This is a genomic window from Candidatus Leptofilum sp. (assembly GCF_965223525.1).
In the GTDB taxonomy this organism is placed as follows: Bacteria; Chloroflexota; Anaerolineae; order Promineifilales; family Promineifilaceae; genus Leptofilum.
This window is the reverse complement of sequence record NZ_CBDCWX010000004.1, coordinates 624,686-644,437: the sequence shown is the minus strand read 5'-3', so window position 1 is coordinate 644,437 and position 19,752 is coordinate 624,686. Positions and strand designations below refer to the sequence as shown.

The 19,752-nt window shown below is 50.3% G+C and carries 17 protein-coding genes; 8 read left to right on the top strand and 9 right to left on the bottom strand.

What is annotated here, in order from left to right; all coding sequences use genetic code 11:
* Positions 1-90: 90 nt before the first annotated feature.
* The 4 genes from ACOQPM_RS02985 to ACOQPM_RS02970 form a co-directional block, all read right to left on the bottom strand.
* On the bottom strand, positions 91-1,860 hold the full coding sequence (locus tag ACOQPM_RS02985; RefSeq protein WP_420627742.1) for a hypothetical protein: 1,770 nt from the start codon (positions 1,858-1,860) through the stop codon (positions 91-93).
* Positions 1,861-2,022: 162 nt separating this feature from the next.
* On the bottom strand, positions 2,023-3,546 hold the full coding sequence (locus ACOQPM_RS02980) for a GNAT family N-acetyltransferase (RefSeq protein WP_420627741.1): 1,524 nt from the start codon (positions 3,544-3,546) through the stop codon (positions 2,023-2,025).
* The gene (locus ACOQPM_RS02975; RefSeq protein WP_420627740.1) at positions 3,543-3,782 is read right to left on the bottom strand and encodes a hypothetical protein; all 240 of its coding nucleotides are present in this window, start codon (positions 3,780-3,782) and stop codon (positions 3,543-3,545) included. Before ACOQPM_RS02975 ends, ACOQPM_RS02980 begins: the two co-directional genes overlap by 4 nt.
* A complete protein-coding gene (locus ACOQPM_RS02970; protein WP_420627739.1) occupies positions 3,779-4,006 on the bottom strand; it encodes a hypothetical protein in 228 nt (75 codons plus the stop codon). The genes ACOQPM_RS02975 and ACOQPM_RS02970 overlap by 4 nt, the downstream gene beginning before the upstream one ends.
* A 112-nt stretch (positions 4,007-4,118) precedes the next feature.
* On the opposite strand from ACOQPM_RS02970, the gene ACOQPM_RS02965 reads away from it, so the two are divergent.
* Together ACOQPM_RS02965 and ACOQPM_RS02960 are read left to right on the top strand one after the other, a co-directional pair.
* Positions 4,119-6,509: an NB-ARC domain-containing protein gene (locus tag ACOQPM_RS02965; protein WP_420627738.1), complete on the top strand. Its 2,391-nt coding sequence runs from the start codon at positions 4,119-4,121 to the stop codon at positions 6,507-6,509.
* A 70-nt stretch (positions 6,510-6,579) separates the two neighbouring features.
* Positions 6,580-7,134, top strand: a complete 555-nt coding sequence (locus ACOQPM_RS02960) for an MOSC domain-containing protein (RefSeq protein WP_420627737.1) — start codon at positions 6,580-6,582, stop codon at positions 7,132-7,134.
* Between the two features lie 10 nt (positions 7,135-7,144).
* Here ACOQPM_RS02960 and ACOQPM_RS02955 read toward each other — a convergent pair whose 3' ends face one another.
* The 3 genes from ACOQPM_RS02955 to polX form a co-directional block, all read right to left on the bottom strand.
* Positions 7,145-7,729, bottom strand: a complete 585-nt coding sequence (locus tag ACOQPM_RS02955; RefSeq protein ID WP_420627736.1) for an SH3 domain-containing protein — start codon at positions 7,727-7,729, stop codon at positions 7,145-7,147.
* Positions 7,729-8,973, bottom strand: a complete 1,245-nt coding sequence (locus ACOQPM_RS02950; RefSeq protein WP_420627735.1) for a SpoIIE family protein phosphatase — start codon at positions 8,971-8,973, stop codon at positions 7,729-7,731. The genes ACOQPM_RS02955 and ACOQPM_RS02950 overlap by 1 nt, the downstream gene beginning before the upstream one ends.
* Positions 8,974-9,054: 81 nt before the next feature.
* Entirely contained in the window at positions 9,055-10,800 is a 1,746-nt protein-coding gene (gene polX / locus ACOQPM_RS02945; protein ID WP_420627734.1) for a DNA polymerase/3'-5' exonuclease PolX, read from the bottom strand.
* Between the two features lie 262 nt (positions 10,801-11,062).
* Here polX and ACOQPM_RS02940 point away from each other — a divergent pair, with 262 nt between their 5' ends.
* The 6 genes from ACOQPM_RS02940 to ACOQPM_RS02915 all read left to right on the top strand — a co-directional run bounded on the left by ACOQPM_RS02940 (position 11,063) and on the right by ACOQPM_RS02915 (position 17,874).
* Positions 11,063-12,841: an ABC transporter substrate-binding protein gene (locus ACOQPM_RS02940; RefSeq protein WP_420627733.1), complete on the top strand. Its 1,779-nt coding sequence runs from the start codon at positions 11,063-11,065 to the stop codon at positions 12,839-12,841.
* A gap of 122 nt (positions 12,842-12,963) precedes the next feature.
* Complete coding sequence (locus ACOQPM_RS02935; protein ID WP_420627732.1) at positions 12,964-14,043, top strand: ABC transporter permease; 1,080 nt, start codon at positions 12,964-12,966, stop codon at positions 14,041-14,043.
* Between the two features lie 9 nt (positions 14,044-14,052).
* The gene (locus ACOQPM_RS02930) at positions 14,053-15,015 is read left to right on the top strand and encodes an ABC transporter permease (protein ID WP_420627731.1); all 963 of its coding nucleotides are present in this window, start codon (positions 14,053-14,055) and stop codon (positions 15,013-15,015) included.
* Positions 15,016-15,164: 149 nt separating this feature from the next.
* Entirely contained in the window at positions 15,165-16,448 is a 1,284-nt protein-coding gene (locus ACOQPM_RS02925) for a M23 family metallopeptidase (protein ID WP_420627730.1), read from the top strand.
* Between the two features lie 80 nt (positions 16,449-16,528).
* Entirely contained in the window at positions 16,529-17,074 is a 546-nt protein-coding gene (locus ACOQPM_RS02920) for a LysM peptidoglycan-binding domain-containing protein (protein WP_420627729.1), read from the top strand.
* Positions 17,075-17,097: 23 nt separating this feature from the next.
* Complete coding sequence (locus ACOQPM_RS02915) at positions 17,098-17,874, top strand: hypothetical protein (RefSeq protein ID WP_420627728.1); 777 nt, start codon at positions 17,098-17,100, stop codon at positions 17,872-17,874.
* A 16-nt stretch (positions 17,875-17,890) separates the two neighbouring features.
* On the opposite strand, the gene ACOQPM_RS02910 is transcribed toward ACOQPM_RS02915, so the two are convergent.
* Positions 17,891-19,015 carry a sensor histidine kinase gene (locus ACOQPM_RS02910; RefSeq protein ID WP_420627727.1) on the bottom strand — a complete coding sequence of 375 codons (1,125 nt, stop codon included), beginning with the start codon at positions 19,013-19,015 and terminating at the stop codon, positions 17,891-17,893.
* A complete protein-coding gene (locus tag ACOQPM_RS02905) occupies positions 19,012-19,704 on the bottom strand; it encodes a response regulator (RefSeq protein ID WP_420627726.1) in 693 nt (230 codons plus the stop codon). Before ACOQPM_RS02905 ends, ACOQPM_RS02910 begins: the two co-directional genes overlap by 4 nt.
* Between the last annotated feature and the right edge of the window lie 48 nt (positions 19,705-19,752).

Genomic DNA, 19,752 nt, shown 5'->3' with positions numbered 1-19,752 from the left:
GGTGGAGCCTTTGCCGAGCGACTCATGTGATTTTGGGTTGATTGCCCTGCCAAATTTATTATTTGCATCTGCCAGGGCAATCAGATGAACTTAGCGAACGATCATAGGTAAATACAGATCGTATTGCCCAGTGGCCTCTCCCAAAAACTGCCCGAATATTTCAGTATCCCAATAGGAAAGTGCTTCGTGAACGGTGTTCATTTCCCAGAAAGCAATGAAGCGATTACCCAGGTTAGTTGAGACAATTGTTGGCATATGCACATCAAAAAAGATAGACGCGTTTGGAATGGGTGGCTGGCTTATGCGAAAGGCAAGTCCCAAAGTCGCTCCGTTTGATTGCACATATTGTCCATATATTCCCCCGTCATAATTCCCGTTGTCGTAAAATTCATACGCTTGCCAAACCGCCAAATAGCTATTTTTGGCGGGATCAAAAGCTAGCGACGGCCGTGTTGCCCTGAAGGCAGGATCCCCATCGGAACCTGTATGGCTAAGGCGAAAGTTATTGCCAATTGGTTGACTGGTTTGGGCTGCGATCCGTTGGCCGAATATCTCCCAATCATCTTCTACGGCAACGGGGGCTTGCCAAATAACAAGGTATTCCTGGGCTATATTGTTGTAAGTAACGGCCGTATTTTTTGCCTCATAATCAGAATCTTCTTCAGGCCCAGTGTAGCTAATTCGGAACATATCGCCGACATGGGCGAGTGTGTCGCCCTGCAAAACCTGACCATAAACCTCGTCACCAACTGTATCGTGACCAGGCACATTGTCTTCCCCCGTCCACACAACCAGAAAATGGTTATCAATTTCATTATAAACAGCTTTTGGAGCACTCACCCTGTAGGCATCCGAGCCGTCTGGGCCAGCAAAGCTAAGGCGAATGTTGTCACCCAATAATGTGCCAGTCAGGCTATTGACCTGCTGCCCATAAATCTCTTTTTCATTATTGGCCAATCCAGGGTGATCATCTTTCCCTTCCCAGACGACTAAAAGTGCCTGGGTCTTTGAATTGTAAACAATATCTGGTCTATCAAAAGCACCATAATCAGCATCGTCGTTTGGCCCCATAAAGCTAATTCTGGTGTTGGCATCCAGCACAACGCCTGTAAATGCAGATATTCGTGCACCGTATATTTCATTTTGCCTGACATCATCAATGAAATAAGTCCCTCTCCAAGCAACAAAATAAACGTTAGCTGCCTCACTGTAAGCCACGGCTGGTTCACTCGAAGAAAGTAAATTATTGGTCGGTTCAATGGGTTGACTTATTCTTATTCTATTGCCGATGGCTTCGCCTGTATTGGCGTCAATGCGTTGTCCATAAATTTCTATTTTAAATTGATGCAAGCCATCTTCATTACTATTTGCTTGCCAAACCACAAAGATTTCCTGCTGAAGTGGATTGTAGGCGACGGCCGTTTCTCGGCTTCCATAATGATCTGTAATGAACCGCATATCGCTCACAATCCAATCATTAGGGCCTGTCTCGCTACCAGTTTGCCCATCAACCAACTGAGCATAAACTGAATTTGTACTTCCTTTTTCTGTTGGGTTGCCGTGCTCCGCTTCGCTGAGGATGAGGTAATTTTGGGAGCCGGGGCTGAAAGCAACAGAGGTGCTTCGCCCTTGTTGCACAGCGGCATTGCCCGCTCCATTTTCTAGGTAGCGTTGATTGGTTCCTGTCAGGCTACCCGTTACGGCCTGCATGCGTTGACCATAAACCGCCCAAGCTGAAACCGTATCATTGCCTAACCAAGTTACAAAATATTCATCCTGAAGTACATTGTAGGTCACGTCTGGGTGATAGGCATCATAAGCAGCATCCCTGGGTGCTCCTTGCTGGCTAATTTGCATCATCTCGCCTTCCAGCGTAATGCTCCCATAAGCCGGACTGTTGTCTGTGCTTAATCTTTGGCCAAATATTTCATACTCGTTGTTGACTGTTGCTTCATCCTCTTTGTCGCCACGCCATACCAGGAAATATTCTGTTATTGTGCCGAGCCGAGCACTGATTTTAGGTTACACCGCATCGTACCCGGTTGCGCTGTCTGTACCCATGTGGGTTAGGCGAACTTGCTGACCAGCGAAGGCAGTGCTGTTGGTGTGTAGAATACGGCCGTAAATCTCCCATTCTCCCACTTGTTCAGAAGTATCTCCCCGCCATACGACCATAAATTGCTTTGTCAGCATATCGTAAACCAGGTCTGGCTCGGCGGCTGCGTAATTCGTATCGCCATCTGGACCTGTTTGGCTAATACGGATTGTTTCACTCAATATTGGATCATTATTGAAATTGACATACCTGCCAAAAATTTCGAATTCATCGTTGACCAAACTATCTGCATTGTTATCACCAACCCAAACGACAAGATAGTTATTGTCTAAAAAACCTGTGGTGTGCGAAACGGCCGGTTGCATTGCAGCATAGTGACTATTTCCTTCTGGTCCCATTTGGCTCAAACGGAGGGGCACACCAACCAGCTCACCATCTTTGGTGAGGCGTTGGCCGTAAATCTCATGTTCACCGGTGCTTAAATGTGCCGCAGTCCAAACGATAAAATATTCATCATCAACCATGTTGTAGGTAACATCTGGCTGAGAATTTAGCTGATTGGTTACACCGATTTTTATATAATTTACCCCTAAAAGTTCCCCGGTTTGGTCATTTACACGACGGGCAAAAATGTATTGGTCAGAATCATTTTCGATTACATTCCAGCCCAAATTTCCTGCCCAGACAACTAAAAATTCATTTTCCTGATTGTGGGCAACGGCCGTATCCCTAGCAAACACATTTTCGGCCGTTCCCATCTCGCTTATAAGAAAGTTCTCGCCCAGAGTGCCCTCCACTGCCTTTTGAATCGCAACCGCCTCACTTATTTGTGGATTTTCAGCGATTACCGTGCCGGTATGAGGCGCTAACACGGTGACCACCATGAGTAATAACATGACAAAAAGCGCAGCCGATTTTTGCCATTTTGCGTTGGCCGCATGGGGTTGAACAATCGTTTTCACCATACGGACGCCCGGAAACGAAACCGAATCCGGCAACTCAACCGCCAATCGCTCCACAACTTTGAAGCCAGTTGCAGCATACAGTGGCTCACCCGTTAACGTTGCCATAAGTTCTAACTGTCGGAACCCGACCCGCACAGCGGCTGCTTCGCAAACTGCCATGATGGCGCGGCCAATGCCTTGCCGGGCATAGAATGGATGGACAAAAAAGGCGCGAATCTTGGCTGGGTCCACTTCCGGATTAAGCAAATCGGCGTCATCTTGCCGGGTGGTAGCGGCGTCGCCACCAAATAAGGTTCTCCGCTTACTCCAACCACCGCACCCTACAAAACGGCCGTTCATCTCTGCCACATAATAAGTCCCGTCCACAATCAGTTGGGAATCAATTCCATAGATATATTTCAAAGCACTGTTTATTTGCACAGGCGTATAATCGGGCGCATTTAAATGCTGTACAGATTCAATAATTAGCTGATTTAAGTTGGGCACATCTGCCAATGTTGCCAGCCGAATGTGTATTGATTTCATCTTGATCTCCTTTTTTCTTGCTTGACCAGGCGATGCCAAGTGCGTTGCCCGCATTCCGAACAGTGCCACAATCGGCGCGGCGTCCCCTTCGCTTTGAAGCGAATGCCACCTACGTCCCAAACCGACAAAGTGTGTCCACAACGGCATTGCATGTGCCATTGGCGAGATTCCTGCACAACGGCCGTTGCCCACGGCCTCGGTAAAAGCGTCAAAATCAACCGCTGAGCTACCGTCATGAGCTAGCCCCGCTAACATTGAATATTTGATTGCGTAACCAACAGGGAGGAACGGCCGTTTCCAATGAAAATTTAGGCGATTCCTCAAAAAGCCCAACGGCACATCCTGACACGGGCCAATCCTGTAACTGGCTAAAAACCACGGTACCCATAAGCAGCACCGATAAAGCCAACCAATAAAATATGCGTCTCTTTTTTTCAACCTGCCAAATGCGCTTTATCATTTAAATCCTCCACGTACTTTGCTCGCTAATGAATGCATTAAAGCGCAGAGGAGTTGTCAATTGGGGGCCATTAGTGGCACAATGAGTGCCACAAAACGAAGGGGCAATCGTTGTGTCACAACAAGCAGAGGAATTGGCAAACGTTTCGTTCGGGGCGTGGGTACGGCATCGGCGGCGGGTGCTCGATCTAACCCAGGCCAAGTTAGCAACTCAAATCGGCATTTCTCGGTCATTTTTGCGGAAAATTGAGGCTGATGAAAGACGGCCGTCTGCCCAGGTAGCCAAATTATTGGCCGACGCATTGTCTATCCCCCAAGATAACAAAACAGTTTTCCTGCAAGTAGCCCGCGGCACACAGCAAGTGGCAAAACTAAACAGCCGCCCATCACCCTTGCCGCAACAAACCAAACAAAACCGGGAGCACCCTGCCCTACCCATCCCCGCCACGCCTTTCATTGGGCGCAGCCAACTGCTAACCCAATTGGCAGCGCTGCTGGCTCAGCCAGAATTGCGTCTGCTAACGCTCATTGGGCCAGGCGGCATTGGCAAAACACGCATCAGCCTGGAGGTAGCAAAGCGGCAACAGGCACACTTTGCCGATGGGGTTTTCTTTGTCAATCTGGTAGATATTCGGGAGCCAAGTTTGGTCATGTCTGCCATTGCCCAGCAGCTCAACGTGCGCGAAAGCGGCAACCAATCTGTGCTGGCCGATATTTCTGAATCGCTTGGGCAGCGACAGTTGCTGCTGGTGCTAGACAATTTTGAACAGGTTATGGCAGCAGCCACTTCTGTTGCCCAACTTTTAACGGCCGTTCCGCAACTTAAAATCATCGTCACTAGCCGGGAACTCCTGCGGGTATCTGGAGAACACCTTTTTTGGGTTCCGCCCCTCACCCTGCCCAACCCCGAGCATTCGGAACAGCAGGTTTTTGAAAGCGAGGCGGTACGGTTATTCGTGGCTGAAGCTCGGCGCATTGAGCCAACATTTGTTGTAGATGAAGAAAACGGCCATGCCATCATAGAAATTTGCCGTCGCTTAGATGGCCTGCCGCTGGCCATAGAGCTGGCGGCGGCCCGCGTACGACATTTGTCGCCCCAACTGCTGTTGGCCCGCCTGGAAACACGCCTGCCGCTGTTAACTGGTGGCGTGTGTGACGCACCCGCCAGACAACAAACCTTAACCGCCACGCTTGAATGGAGCTTCAATCTGCTAGACGAAGCAGAAAAGCGGCTTTTTATCCGTTTGGGTATGTTTCGGGGCGGGTTTACGTTAACGGCCGTTGAGCAACTGTGCCAGCCCGATCTTGCGGAACCCGTTCTGGAAAAGCTGGCTTCACTAGTGGATAAAAGTTTGGTTAGGCAGCAAACCAACCAGAACATGCCCCGCTACTATCTGTATGAAACCATCCATGAATTTGCCCTAAATTTGCTCACCGCCAGCGGATTTCTGCAAAAAATGCAGTCCCGCCACGCTAATTACTACCTGACACTAGCCGAAACGGCCGCACCAAAATTACATCGTTCAGAACAAATCACCTGGTTGGCAGCCCTGCAAAACGACCACGCCAACTTCCAGCAAGCGTTAACCTGGTTCCTTCAACATCAAGAAGCAGCGTTGGCTTTACGTTTTGTTGCTGCCCTGGGCTGGTACTGGACAATGCGCGGGCACAGCTTAGAGGGATTCCGTTGGCTGCAACAAGCGCTTGCCCTGGAAACAGAGGCAACACCCAAGATACGTGCCAGGGCAATTGTGAATGCAGCGGGACGCCTTACCGCCAACTTCAACCGCACAGAATTAGGCCATTCGCTGGCTCAAGAAGCGCTTAGTCTGGCACGCGAAGCCGAAGACCACGCCAGTGAAGCATGGGCTATCGGCTGGATTGCGCTGTATGCTGTCCAAATGCAAGAACCAACCAACAAAATATTTGATCTGTTTCATCAGGCAAACCAAATATTTGTCGAGATTAATCATCAGTTTGGTATGGCTTGGTCATACACGGCTCTGGGCATTATCTGTGCCCAAGAGGATAAGTTTGAGGAAAGCAAACAGTACCATAAGCAAAGTCTGGCTACGTATGAAGCAGAGGGTAATTTATGGGGAATTGCCCAAGCCTCACAAAATTTGGGCTTAACCTTGCTAAAGCTCGGCCAACATGAAGAAACGCTTCCGTTATTTACCCGTGCTTATACACTTTATGAGGAGATCAATCACATAAAAGGCAAAGGCGATGTGTTGTGTGGCCTTGCTTTAGTTGCAGCCCAATACGGCCGTTTCACAACCGCCTTAACCATCCTCAGTACCGCTCAGGCTCGCCTGACCCAACACAATAGCTGGTTTGGCTATCCAGAAGAACTTTATTACGAAGACCTTCTAGCCAAGCTCCGCACCCAGCTAGACCCAGAACAATTTAACGCAGCCTGGGAAGCGGGCTTGCCCTTAACATTTTCCGAGGCATTTCACCTCATCAGCCAAAAGCAACAAATAGATGATGCTAAAATTTGATGACGAGCTAAATGCTCTGGACAGCATTGTTTGCTTTCGCAACTAAAACAAATATTTAGGAGATAAATTGATGGCAACCAAACATCTGACAATGGCAGAATTAGAAGCAGGGCTAGATCACATTCGGCAATCGCCGCAGGATGATGGTGTGTTGGAAATGATTGTAAGACGGCCGTCTACCGACGAACGTGAACTATTAGAGGTAGGCGAGTTGGATACGGCCGTTGGGCTAGTTGGCGATAATTGGCAAACTCGCGGCAGCAAATCCACGCCCGATGGCTCCGCTAACCCAAATGCCCAACTGACCCTGATGAACAGCCGTGCAGCAGATTTAGTAGCCCAAAGCCGCGACCGCTGGGCACTGGCTGGCGACCAGCTTTACATTGATTTTGACTTAAGCGAAGAAAATATTCCGCCGGGAACCCAATTGCAAATTGGCGATGCAATTGTAGAAGTCACGGCTCAACCGCACACTGGCTGCAAAAAGTTTGTGACCCGCTACGGCATGGATGCCGTGAAATTTGTGAATTCGCCAACGGGAAAGCAGCTTCATTTACGAGGAATCAATACCAAAGTGATCCAATCCGGCACCATTCACGCTGGCGCTTCCATTACCAAAATGTAGGGTCAAATGATTATGGGCCAGCCGCAGGGATAAGAAAATCGCCAGCCGCCCACCCTTCGGTTCCATCGTCGAGCTGAATTTGCCACCAAAGCCGATTGTTGGCTTCGTCTGGCTCTGGCCCGCCGATAACCAGGACAAGCGACTCTTCATCTACCACGGTGATTTGGGCATTGCTGGTACTGGGGCCGCCGCGCAGCGTCACGCCAAAGCCATCAGTGTTAGCCACTTGGGCGTAAAAACCAACAGTGATCTCTGGGGGAGCAACGGCCGTATCTGGCGTGGGTATTGGCGTGAAGGTGGGAATGGGGCTAGGCGTGGGCAATGGCGATGTGGGGGACGGGATGGGGCTAGGCGGTGCGGTCAGGATGATGAGCGTCGATTCGATGGGAGCGGTTTCCAGCGGCGGGCGGGCTAACAATGAATTGACTAACGCGAGTGACAAACCAATGCTGATGATGGTGACAATCAGCCCCAGGCCTAACCAGCGCCAGGGAATTGGCGCTTGGGTATCTTGCCGCAGGCGACGCGGCTGTTTATCTGGCGGATCACTTCGCTTAGACTTTCTAGGGTCTTCAGGAATTTGGTATCGGGCCATTAGGCTGCTGCTTTTGCTTCCAGCACAAGAAGCGTCAGATCATCAAACGGATCTGCGCTGCCCTGCCATTGAGCAACGTCCTTCACTAAATAGTCCACAATTTCAGTCGCTGATCTCACCCCACAGTTCGCTACAGTAGCAGCCAGTTGCTGATTACCATACCCTTCGTCTGCTTCGTTGACCGCATCTGGCACGCCGTCACTAAACATCACCAACCTATCGCCCGGTTCCAAGTTTATGGTCTCTTCATTGAGTTCCAGATCAGGCATCATGCCCAGGAAGCGATCGCCGCCGGGTAAAGCCATTACTTCACGACCAGGGCGCAGCAGAAACGGCCGTTCATGTGCCGCCCGAATATAAGTTAGACGACCAGACGGCCGGTGCAGTACGCCATAAAATGCCGTCAGAAAAACCTCATCATTGTTGGCAATATCAAACATGCCCCGATGAACAGCTAACGCCACCGCTGCCGGGGAAAGCGATTGTTGGCCTTCGCGCAAAAAGAGCGTGCGGGTAACAGCCATGAAAAGGGCCGCATGGAACCCCTTGTCAGCCACGTCTGCAATCAGCACGCCCACATGCTCGTCGTCAATTTCCAACACGTCATAAAAATCCCCACCCACCTGCCGGGCAGGCTCCAGGTAAGCGGCAAAAGCATAATCCGAAAATTGTGGCAGCTCGACCTGTACCAAATTGCGCTGAACCTGGGCTGCCAGCTCCAGTTCACGTTCCAGCCGCTCTTGCTCCACTAATTTTTCCTGGGCTGCTTTTAGCCGCTCATACGCCTGTTCCAACGCCTCGTTTTTAGCCTGTAAATCTTCAATATATATTCGATCCATATTGCGGGCATTGGATAAAATTTGCTGGAGCAACAGATTGGCCAAAGCGGGGCTGTTCATGACAAATTTGTCAAAAGCCTCTTCGGTCACTTCTAGCACGGTCGTGGGGGTAATGGTGACACAGTTAGCATTGCGGGGAGAGTCATCAATGAGACCCATCTCGCCAAAGTAACCATTTTTGCCTACCATATTGAGGATGCGCTCCTCGCCATCTTCCAAAACGCGCACAATGGCCACGTTGCCCTTCACAACAACGTAAAAAACATGCTCTATCTTCCCCTGATGGCACAGGGTGGTATTCGGCGGATATTCTACTCGCTTGGCTACCTGACGCAGAAGGTGGAGCGTCTCTTCATCTAAACCTTTTAATGCACTGCGAATAACGGCCGTTGTTCCTGATTCCATAAGTATATCCTGCGAAGTAACTGTTTTGGGTAATTGAGTAATTAGGTAACTTGGTAATTACTCAATTACATAATTACCCAATTACCGTCCCTTCTCCTCCAAAAATGTCAACAGTTTTGCCAGCGGCCAACTATTCACAACCATTTCCCCCGTAGCCCAGCCGCGTTGGGCAGTAGCGACGCCGTAATGCAGCAGATCAAACTGCTCGACGTGATGTGCGTCGCAGTTGATGGAGAGCAAAACACCTAACTCCATTGCTCTTCGCACATGGCTATCGCGTAAATCCAGGCGGCGCGGGTTGGCATTGATTTCGAGGATGGTTTGGGTAGAAACGGCCGTTTGCAACACCGTCTCCATATCCAAATCAGCCCCCGGCCTATCCGGCAGCAGCCGCCCGGTGGGGTGGGCAATCATATCCACATGCGGATTGTGCATTGCGTTCATGATGCGTTTCATCACCTGCTCGTGTGGCTGGTTCAGGCTTACATGCAGGCTGGCAATCACAAAATCAAGCCGGGCCAACACCTCGTCCTCAAAATCGAGTGAGCCATCCGCCTTAATTTCCATCTCCGTGCCGTGCAAAATGCGGAATTCCGGCCCCATCTGCTCATTAGCGGCGGCAATTTCCTCCGCCTGCTGCCACAATCGTGCTGGCGTAAGCCCGTTGGCAATGCCCAAACTTTGCGAATGGTCGGTGATGACAATATATTGCATCCCACGCGCCTGCGCCGCTTGCGCCATCTCCAAAACGGTCATTTTGCCATCAGACCAAGTAGTGTGCATATGCAAATCAGACACAATTTGCTCGATCTGAATAAGTTGGGGCAGCTGCCCATTTAGCGCCGCCTCAATTTCCCCTCGATCCTCACGCAACGTCGGTAAGATGTACGGAAGGTTCAAAACCTGGTACAGCTTTTCTTCACTGTCACACAAGATTTCCGCGCTATCAGCACCACCGCCGTCATTGGTGGGAGTGAAAGCGTGTTCATTCAAACTTAAGCCCTGCTTAAGGGCCAACTCGCGCAGGCGCACATTGTGGTCTTTGCTGCCCGTAAAATAGGAAAGTAGCGTTCCCCACCGCTCGATGGGCAGCACGCGCAAATCCACCTGCATGCCGTTGAGCAGCACCACGCTGGATTTGGTTGGCCCATGCCCGGAAATAGACTCCACGCGTGGCATATTCACAAAGTAATCCATGATGGGGGCGGCGTCATCGGCTGCCACCAGCAGATCCACATCCCCGATACTTTCTTTCATACGGCGAAGGGAACCGGCAACGGCCGTTTTCACCACGCCCGGCAACGGCTCCAACTCAGCTAAAATTTGCTGCGCCAACGGCCACGCCTCACCGATGGGGGTGCGATCATCCCCGTGCCGCGCCAATGCCTCGATTGCCTTGACCAGCTTCGCCTCGGACTTTGCGCCCATTTTGGGCAGTTCACGCAGCTTGCCTGCTTTGGCCGCCGTATCCAGCTCCGCCAACGTGGTGATGCCGAGCGTCTCATACACTTGCTTCACCCGCTTGGGCCCCAGGCCATCTACTTTCAGCATCTCCACCAGCGAGGGCGGAATCTCCTGTGCCAGCTTGTCATAAAAAGCGAGCTTGCCCGTGGTAAGCATCTCTTCAATTTTCTCCGCCAGCGTTTTGCCGATGCCAGGAATGTCGGTTAGCTCACCCACCTCGTAAACTTGGTTAATGTCACGCCCCAGCTCTTGAATCGCCTCGCTAGCACGGCGGTAAGACAAAACACGGTGGATAATGTCGCCACGAATGGCAAGCATGTTGGCTACATCGGCGAATATTTTGGCAACTTCGCGGTTATTCATGCAGCAATTATAGCAGTGGCAAGGGAGTTACAAAATGTTGGGGAATGGTAGGTGTTAAAATACGGCCGTCAACTAAAAACAGCATCGTAAATGGTTTGTTACTTCATTCGAGTTGTCAATTACCCTTCGTCAATGAAAATCTGCCACCGCGTTGTTTGTCATCTGTCTGAAGCCATGCTACCATTGCTGCCTTCACTATTTACCTCTACATTTTGCTTGCATTGCAGCAACTTTATTCAAATTCTCAATTAAGGAGGAGAATATGAAAAACACCCATAAGTGGACCCTTTTAACCGTTCTTTTTCTCTTGCTGGGCCTGTTCGTCGTCGCTTGTGGCGGCGGCGCGGCTACAGACGAGGAACCAGCCGCCGATGACTCAGCCTCGACTGAGGACACCGCTGACGACGAGGCCATGGATGATGAAGAAGCCATGGATGACGAGGAAGCGATGGATGACGAAGAGGCCATGGACGATGAAGAGATGATGGAATTCGAGCCAATGTCTGTTGCAGCCGAAAGCTGTGACTACGGCGGCAAGATTAGCTCCATCGAAGCTGTGGATCAGTACACAGTTGTCTTCAATCTGTGTAAGCCAGACCCGGCTTTCCTGGCGAAAATTGCTTTTACCCCCTTTGGCATTCAGCCGGCTGAATGGATTGCTGAAACTGGTGGTACGGGCGCAATTTTGGAGCAACCCATTGGTACTGGCCCTTACATGGTAGATGAATGGGTTCGTGGCGATTCTGTCATTTATAGTCGCTTCGATGATTATTGGGGTGAGGCGGCACCCGCAGAAACGGCCGTTCTCCGTTGGAATCAAGAAGGCGCAGCACGGCTGGTAGAGTTGCAGGCAGGCACCGCTGATTACATCACCAACGTCAGCCCTGACGATTATGAAGCAGTAGAAAGTGATCCAAATCTGGTTCTGATACCAGACTTTAACCCGAACATCCTCTACTTGGCTATGACGAACACGTTTGAGCCATTCGACGATCCCCTGGTTCGGCAGGCTATTGCCCTGGGCATTGACCGCCAGCGCATTGTAGATAACTTCTTCCCGGCCGGTTCAGAGGTTGCTTCTCACTTTACACCTTGTTCCATTCCTGCTGGTTGTGAAGGCGAAGAATGGTACGATTTCGATCCCGAAGCAGCCCGCGATCTGCTAGCCCAGGCAGGCTACCCAGATGGGTTTGAAACCAGCATTTACTACCGGGATGTCTTCCGCGTTTACCTGCCGGAACCGGGCATTGTTGCCGTTGAATTCCAGACACAGTTGCGTGACAATCTAGGCATCGAAGCAGAAGTTGTTGTCATGGAATCTGGTGAGTTCATTGCTGAATCCACAGACGGCCGTCTCGATGGCTTCTATCTACTCGGCTGGGGTGCAGATTATCCGCACGTCACCAACTTCCTGGATTTCCACTTTGGCGAGCCAAATCCGCAGTTCGGTACACCGCATCCAGAAATCTATGAAGTGCTGGAAGAAGCATCCCAAATTGCCGACCCGGGTGAAGCAGCACCTCTTTACGAGCAAGCTAACAATGCTATCAAAGAGCTGGTACCGATGGTGCCAATCGCTCACGGTGCTTCTGCCAATGCTGCTTTAGCCAGCCTGGAAGGCGCCTACGTACCACCATTTGGTGCTGCCCAGTTCTACCGAATGGATCCGGGCAAGGACACGCTGGTATTCATGCAAAACAACGAGCCAATCAGCCTGTACTGTGCCGACGAAACAGATGGTGAATCATTACGGCCGTGTCAACAAGTTGTAGAAACCTTGCTTGAGTACGAAGATGATTCCGGCAACACCGTTCCTGAACTGGCAACCGAATGTACCGGCAATGCAGATGCCACCGTTTGGACATGTACCCTGCGCGAAGGCGTCTTGTTCCATGATGGTTCCCACCTCGATGCCAACGACGTTGTTGCCTCCTGGGCCGCAGGTATTGATGCCGCCAACCCCAACCATGTTGGTAACACAGGTGGCTTTGATTACTTCTCCTATCTGTGGGACGGTTTAATCAACGCACCGTCGGAGTAAAATAAATCGTTAAGCTTTAAGCTGAAAGCAACGTAGCTAAAAGCTAAAAATGCGGGGTGGCATTTAGATAGGTGTCTAAATGCCACCCCGTACACGCTAAATTCATCACATCCAAATTTCTTATGGTTCAATACACCGTTCGACGCATACTGCTTGCCATTCCAGTTCTTTTTGCAGTTTTACTGGTCACCTTTGTCCTGGCACGGTCAATTCCGGGTGATCCCTGCAAAGCAATCCTGGGTGAAAAAGCAACCCAAGAAACTTGTGAACTCTTTATACGCAATCATGGCTTAGATAAGCCAATCAGTACGCAGTTTTTCATTTTTTTGAGTGGCCTGGCTCGTGGTGATTTGGGTGAGTCCATTCGTTTTAGCCGCCCGGTTACGCTCATATTGGCAGAGCGTCTGCCAATGACAATTGAATTAGGCGTGTCGGCTATGTTCCTGGCGGTATTAATTGGTGTGCCAGTGGGCATTATTGCGGCCGTACGCCGTAACTCTTTTGCCGATGTCATCGTTATGATCGGCGCAAATATGGGCATCTCAATTCCTGTATTTTTTCTTGGGCTGCTACTTGTCTATTTGTTTGCAGTCATCCTCAAGGACACGCCTTTTGTTTTGCCCCCCTCTGGTCGCTTATCTGCTGGTGTTGTTCCCACACCTTTTTATGAATTATGGGAGTGGCAAGCTGAACCAGATTCTTTTAGATTTCTCTTATACGAATTTATTGCTAATCATTTCATTTTCAATGCGCTAATAACTGGTGATTGGGAAGTGTTCTGGAACGCTCTTAAGCACCTAACCTTACCTGCCATTGCCCTTAGCACAATCCCCACGGCCATTATCGCCCGCATGACCCGGTCTAGTATGTTAGAGGTCTTGGGGCTGGATTTTGTGCGGACAGCAAAAGCCAAAGGGATGCCACAACGTTTAGTCATTCTCAAGCACGCTTTTCGTAATGCGTTGCTCCCTGTTGTTACAATTGTGGGGTTGCAGTTAGGGAGCATTTTGGGCGGCGCTGTCTTAACAGAGACTATTTTTGGCTTGGCCGGTGTAGGCCGCAGCGTTGTTGAAGCCACCTTTGCCCGCGATTTCCCGGTTTTGCAGGGTTTCGTCATTGTTGTGGCCTTCATTTACGTTTTCTTTAACTTGGTAGTTGATTTATCGTATGCACTTTTAGACCCGCGGATTCGTCTGGAATAAAAAATCATTATGGCCTCAGTTGCACAAATCCCCGATGACAATATTGCTGATATTCAAGATTACAAAGCGAACAGTTTATGGCGTCTGACTTTGCGCCGGATTTTGCGCCAGCGTTCAGCAATTGTCGGGTTAAGTATCCTGGCTGTCATTACATTTCTTGCCATTTTTGCACCTGCCATTGCTCCGTTTGACCCCACAGATGTTTTAATTGGCAAAGAGGAAGGTATTAGAAAGCGTCAGCCTCCTTGTATTCATTTGTTGGGCTGCGATGAAAGTCAGCCGCAGCATTTGCTCGGTACCGATGGAAATGTGCGTGATGTCTTTTCGCGGATGCTATATGGGGCGCGCGTCTCTTTACAAATTGGGTTTATCGTTGTGACGATAGCGGCCGTTTCTGGCACACTTCTGGGGGCGCTTGCCGGTTACGCTGGTGGCGTCGTTGATAATCTCATTATGCGAATAATGGACATTTTTCTCGCCTTCCCGTTCTTGCTGCTGGCGATTTCGATTGTTTTTGTTTTGGGTCCGGGGTTGACTAATGCAATGTTGGCTATCTCCATTGTTAGTATGCCAGCTTATGCACGGGTTGTTCGCGCGGCCGTTTTATCGATCCGAGAAGCAGATTACGTGGAAGCGTCTCGCGCGATGGGTGCCAGTGACTTTGAAATATTGATCAAACGAATTTTGCCCAATGCAGTACCGCCGCTGATCGTTTTGGCAACGCTTGGTGTGGCCACGGCCATTCTGGATACGGCCGCTCTCTCATTCTTGGGTTTGGGGGCACAACCGCCCACGCCAGAATGGGGCACCATGCTTGGTAGCGAGCGGAATCAGCTTTTTAGCGCTCCCCATCTAGTATTCGTACCTGGAATTGCCATCTCCATCACAGTCTTGGCCTTTAATTTGCTGGGGGATGGCATTCGTGATGCCCTTGACCCCCGGTTGGTAAATGCAGGTGTCGATCAAAAGTAGTTGCGAAATTGATAGAAACGGCCGTTTCCCTTCCAACTCCATCCCCACCTCTAGTAGGACTATTTTCTCTTCCCCCTCTCTATAAACAAGATATTACGTGACATAAGTTTTGTTGACTTTACTTAATGTGAAGCTATAATGTGATTATTATGTCTCCTTATTACAGGATGGTGCAATGGCTGCCAGACTGGTTTCGCATCTGGATACAAAATCAGTTGCTGCCCAGCCTGGGGTTACAACCACAACTCATTGTCACCAGCCTGTTTCGGGGCATTTTGGATTCATTTCTTTTTGTGGCATTGGCAACGGGCCTTTTGACTGGTAGTCGCTACTATCTGGAAGGGCAATATGCCCTACCAAGCAATATTCAAGAAACAGTCATCAAGTGGGCGCCCATTGCCGACCATATTGCCCGTGAAGCAGATATTCCGCGAGAGGTTCCGCTTGTACTCTGGTTCAAAGAAAACAGTATGCGGGCAGAAAACCCAGAGAATTGTACAGGTATTATTGGCGCATATGATTTGGTTCGTTCTGGGGAACGGCCGTGTTTCACACCCGGCTCTATTTCAGACCTGGAAATCAGTGAACAGCTAGCTATTGCAGCGGTTGAATTCAAAATTCGCTGCCCAGACATTACATACCTGACGCACGATCCAGACACAATCAAACGGTGCTATTTTGCTTACAATGCAGGTTCAGGCGCAGCAGCACGGCTAGATGCGAATGAATCTGCCTATGTCATGAACAACTATGATGAAAATTACACCAACATGGTTTATTCAGATATAGAGCTAGGAACGGTAGCTGTGACTTCTTTAGGTGCTTGGCCAACTCATTTGGCATTTCAAAGTTTAATCGTTTCCCAAATGGATGCGGAAGAACGGCCGTTGTCCCTTTCCATCCTCAATATCAGCACCCAAATTTATGATCTGGGCACTCAGGCGTGGCATGAACTGGCAGGCACCGCCGTTCGCAATAGCGAACTGATGGCTTTACCGAGTGTGCGAGCAACAAACGACTCAACCTGCTTAGGAGAACCCCACAAACTGGGTCGCCTTCGCCTACAACCCCGTCTCAACCCCGTCTCTGAATCGCCAATTCTCACCCAGGATATTCATGGGTGTAGCTACAGCTTGCCTGGCTTGGATATTTCCAGCAACAACCGTTCGGCCATTTTAGTTGCTCCAATGCCAGGCGACGTCACAACCTATACCGACCAATGGTACAACAGCACAATTCGTATTGAGAATGATGAATGGATCGTTTGGCTACTGCATCCGCGTTCGTACTTTGTTGAAGCAGGTACTGTAACGCGCGGCCAAGCGGTTGGCGTAATGGGTGCCGTTGGCTACACCACAGGCCCGCATGTCCATTACACTATTTACGACAAAGTAAACGAAACCTTTGTCGATCCGGCCAAGTTTCTACCGTGAATTCACCATAGCACTCGCCGTGGCAGAGAGGGAACCTATAAACAAACAACCTCGCCATCAAAGCAAATAAGGAGTAGAAGATGGATTTTTTAGAACTATTAAAGTTTGCCCCACTGATATTAGGTTTTGCCTTTATTGGGTTTTTACTATTCCGTAAAGATATTAGCTCCTTCAATCTAGGTAAGTTAATCACCTATTTCATTGGTGTGTTAATTACCTTTTTTGTCGTTGGCTGGTTTGTGGACTCGTTCGTATTTTCCTGGGCTAATGATCGGTTAGAAAATGCAGATAATTCTGCCGAATTTCAGGAGTTTAAAGATCGTAGCGAACAAATCATTGACAATTCCTTCAACGATACAGACGGAGCTACCATCGTTCAGCCACAAACAACACCTGAGGTCGTTCGTGAAGTAGTTGTTACAGCAACACCCATGCCCGGAACCGATGATCCCACACTGCGGCCCGGAACCGGGCCAACCCAATACACTGTTATGGCTGGAGACACATTATTTGGCATTGCCCAGCGGTATAACACAACTGTTAACGACATTATGGTTGTGAATGGATTGACCTCCCACACCATCATTGTAGGACAGGTATTGAACATTCCGGCACCGTCACAATAATTCTGTAATCAGCAAGAAGTTTAATGAGCGACCGTAACCGCAGAGAAACTGGAACTGGTTTCACCGGGCTGCTTGGCAGCTACTGGCGCCGGCTGCCACGAAATTTCCGTTGGAATATTGAAGACACTTTCCAGCCAGAAGATTTAGAAGAGCGTTTGCTACCCAACGAGGAGCCACAGCTAGAAATTCGTTTGGCCTGGTACCGTGACCTTGTTGGCGGCATTGTTTTTCACTACTTTAACTATGTTTTAGGGATTACTTTGTTGCTAGTGGCAGGCATTATGCTGTATGCGCTGCTCACCGGCACTTTTTCGCTGTACTGGGCGTTTTTACCGTTTGTACTTCTGCTAGTTTTAATTGTTTATGCCATTATGGAGCGCATTGAATACCGTCAATGGCGGTTACTGAAAACCAATGCGCGTCTTATTATTTCCATCCCCCAGCCGGGATCGCTTTTTTTGGTAGACAATATTGAGTTAAAGGGGTTGCCACAGGTAGTAGACACTAACTGGTCGCGCAATCCCGTGTGGCGCATTTTTCAATTTTTTACTGGCGCACGCGATTTGTATTTAAGCTTGGCGGCGTATCGCTTTGTAGAGGGCACCGCTCGCGTGGGTGATGCGCTGATTATCCCCGATGTGATGCCTGACCAGGTGTTTGCTTTAAAGCGAATCATCTTCACAATCCCTGGTGGTGGGCCGCAAAAAGTGACTTTCGCTGGGCCGCAAGAGGTTAAGTTCCCAGAACCGCAAAAGGTCATTCCGGTTGATGAACCGGAAGAGCCTGATGAGGAAGCATAAACCTGTTGCTACGCACTTAGGCAACAGGGACTGTCAATGTAAAAGTCGTTGCTTGGTGGGGGATGCTACTCACTGAAATTTGCCCTTTATGCGCCACCACAATTTGCTTGGCAATGGCTAATCCCAAGCCGCCCCCAGCCCCGCCACTGTGCGTCCGGGCCCGGTCCCCCCGCCAAAATCGCTCAAACACAAAGGGTAAATCTTCTTCTGGGATGCCCTCGCCCGTGTCGGTGACTTGAATTTGTACTGCATTGTCTACCAGCTTGGCCGTGAGGATGATACGGCCGTCCCTCGGCGTGTGCCTCAGCGCATTGACCACCAGATTACTGAGCACTTGGTCTAGCCTGCCAGCGTCGCCCTGGATTTGTGTGTTTTGGGAGAGTACGGCCGTTTCCACCAAAAGTGCCACCCTCTGCGCCTCCGCCTGGCCAGAAAAACTCGTAGCTACATCTGCCAGCAAATCTGCCACGTTCACAGATTCCAGATTGAGGGGAAGCTGACCCGCGTCTGCCAGGGAAAGTGTATGCAGATCATCTACCAGTCGGGCTAGCAGGCGTGTTTCATCCAGCGTTGCTTCGATATGTTCCGATGTGGGGTCGTACACACCATCCAGCACGCCTTCTAGGTTTCCCTGAATAATGTGCAATGGCGTCCGCAGCTCATGAGCCACGTCGGCCGTAAGGTTGCGCCGCTGCTGGTCTGCCCGCTCTAGCTCTTCGGTCATGTTATTGAACGATTGGGCTAGCCGGGTAAAGTCGTTGGTGCCGCTAAACGTTGGCACACGCACGCTCAGATCACCATCAGCCACGGCATCAGCAGCGTCCATGACAGCCGCTAGCGGATTGGCCACGCGGCGAAAGGTGCGGAAAGCTAGCGTAACGGCCAGCAGCGGCAGCGCCAGTGCTAAACCACAACCGCTAATCCAAACGAGTACGGCCGTTTCTGGCGTGCCACCTGCCCGTCGCGTTAGCAGCATCGTAAAAATGGTCATCCCCCCAGCTACCAGCAGCACCATCAGGCCAAAAAAAGCCATAAAGCCAAAAAATCGGCCATGCCGTTTGCGCCATCGGCCTTGCCGAGAACCACGCCAGTGATGCGGCGGTCTCCCTGGGTAATGTCGCCAATCCTTGTTCGGCTTCACGCGAACACCTCATCATTAAATTTGTAGCCAATGCCGTACACCGTGAGAATGTAGATCGGTTCTGCTGGGTCTGGCTCCAGCTTGCGCCGCAAGTTTTTTATGTGGGCGTCAATGCTGCGCTCGTAGCTATCGTGGGAGAAGCCATGTAGTCGCTCCAAGAGTTGCTCTCGGCTGAGTGTTTGGCCGGGGTGCTGGGCCAGGATAGCCAGCAGATTGAACTCGATGCGGGTAAGCTGTACCGTCTCCCCGGCACGGCTAACGCGATGCCCATTCAAATCAATTTCGAGGTTGCCAATCTGGATAAATTCGGTGGGTACTAGGCCACCCCGCACGCGGCGCAGCACAGCACGCACGCGGGCCACCAGCTCGCGCGGCGAAAATGGCTTGGTGATGTAATCATCTGCGCCAAGTTCCAGACCAATGAGCCGATCGGTTTCGTCAATACGGGCGGTGAGCATGATGATGGGAACGTCAGATTCGCGGCGCAGGGTGCGGCAAACGTCCAGTCCGTCTAGCTCTGGTAAGTTCAGATCTAGCACCACCATGTCTGGTTTTTCGCTGCGGGCAATGTTTAGGGCGGTACGGCCGTCACCAGCCGTCAACACCGCATACCCACTGCGCTCCAGGTAATCCCGCGCCAGCTTCACAATTTTGGGTTCATCATCAACAACAAGAATACGTTCGTTCATAGCGTAAGTGTGTATTAAAAGTTTCAATCTGCCAAACAGAGCCTCTAC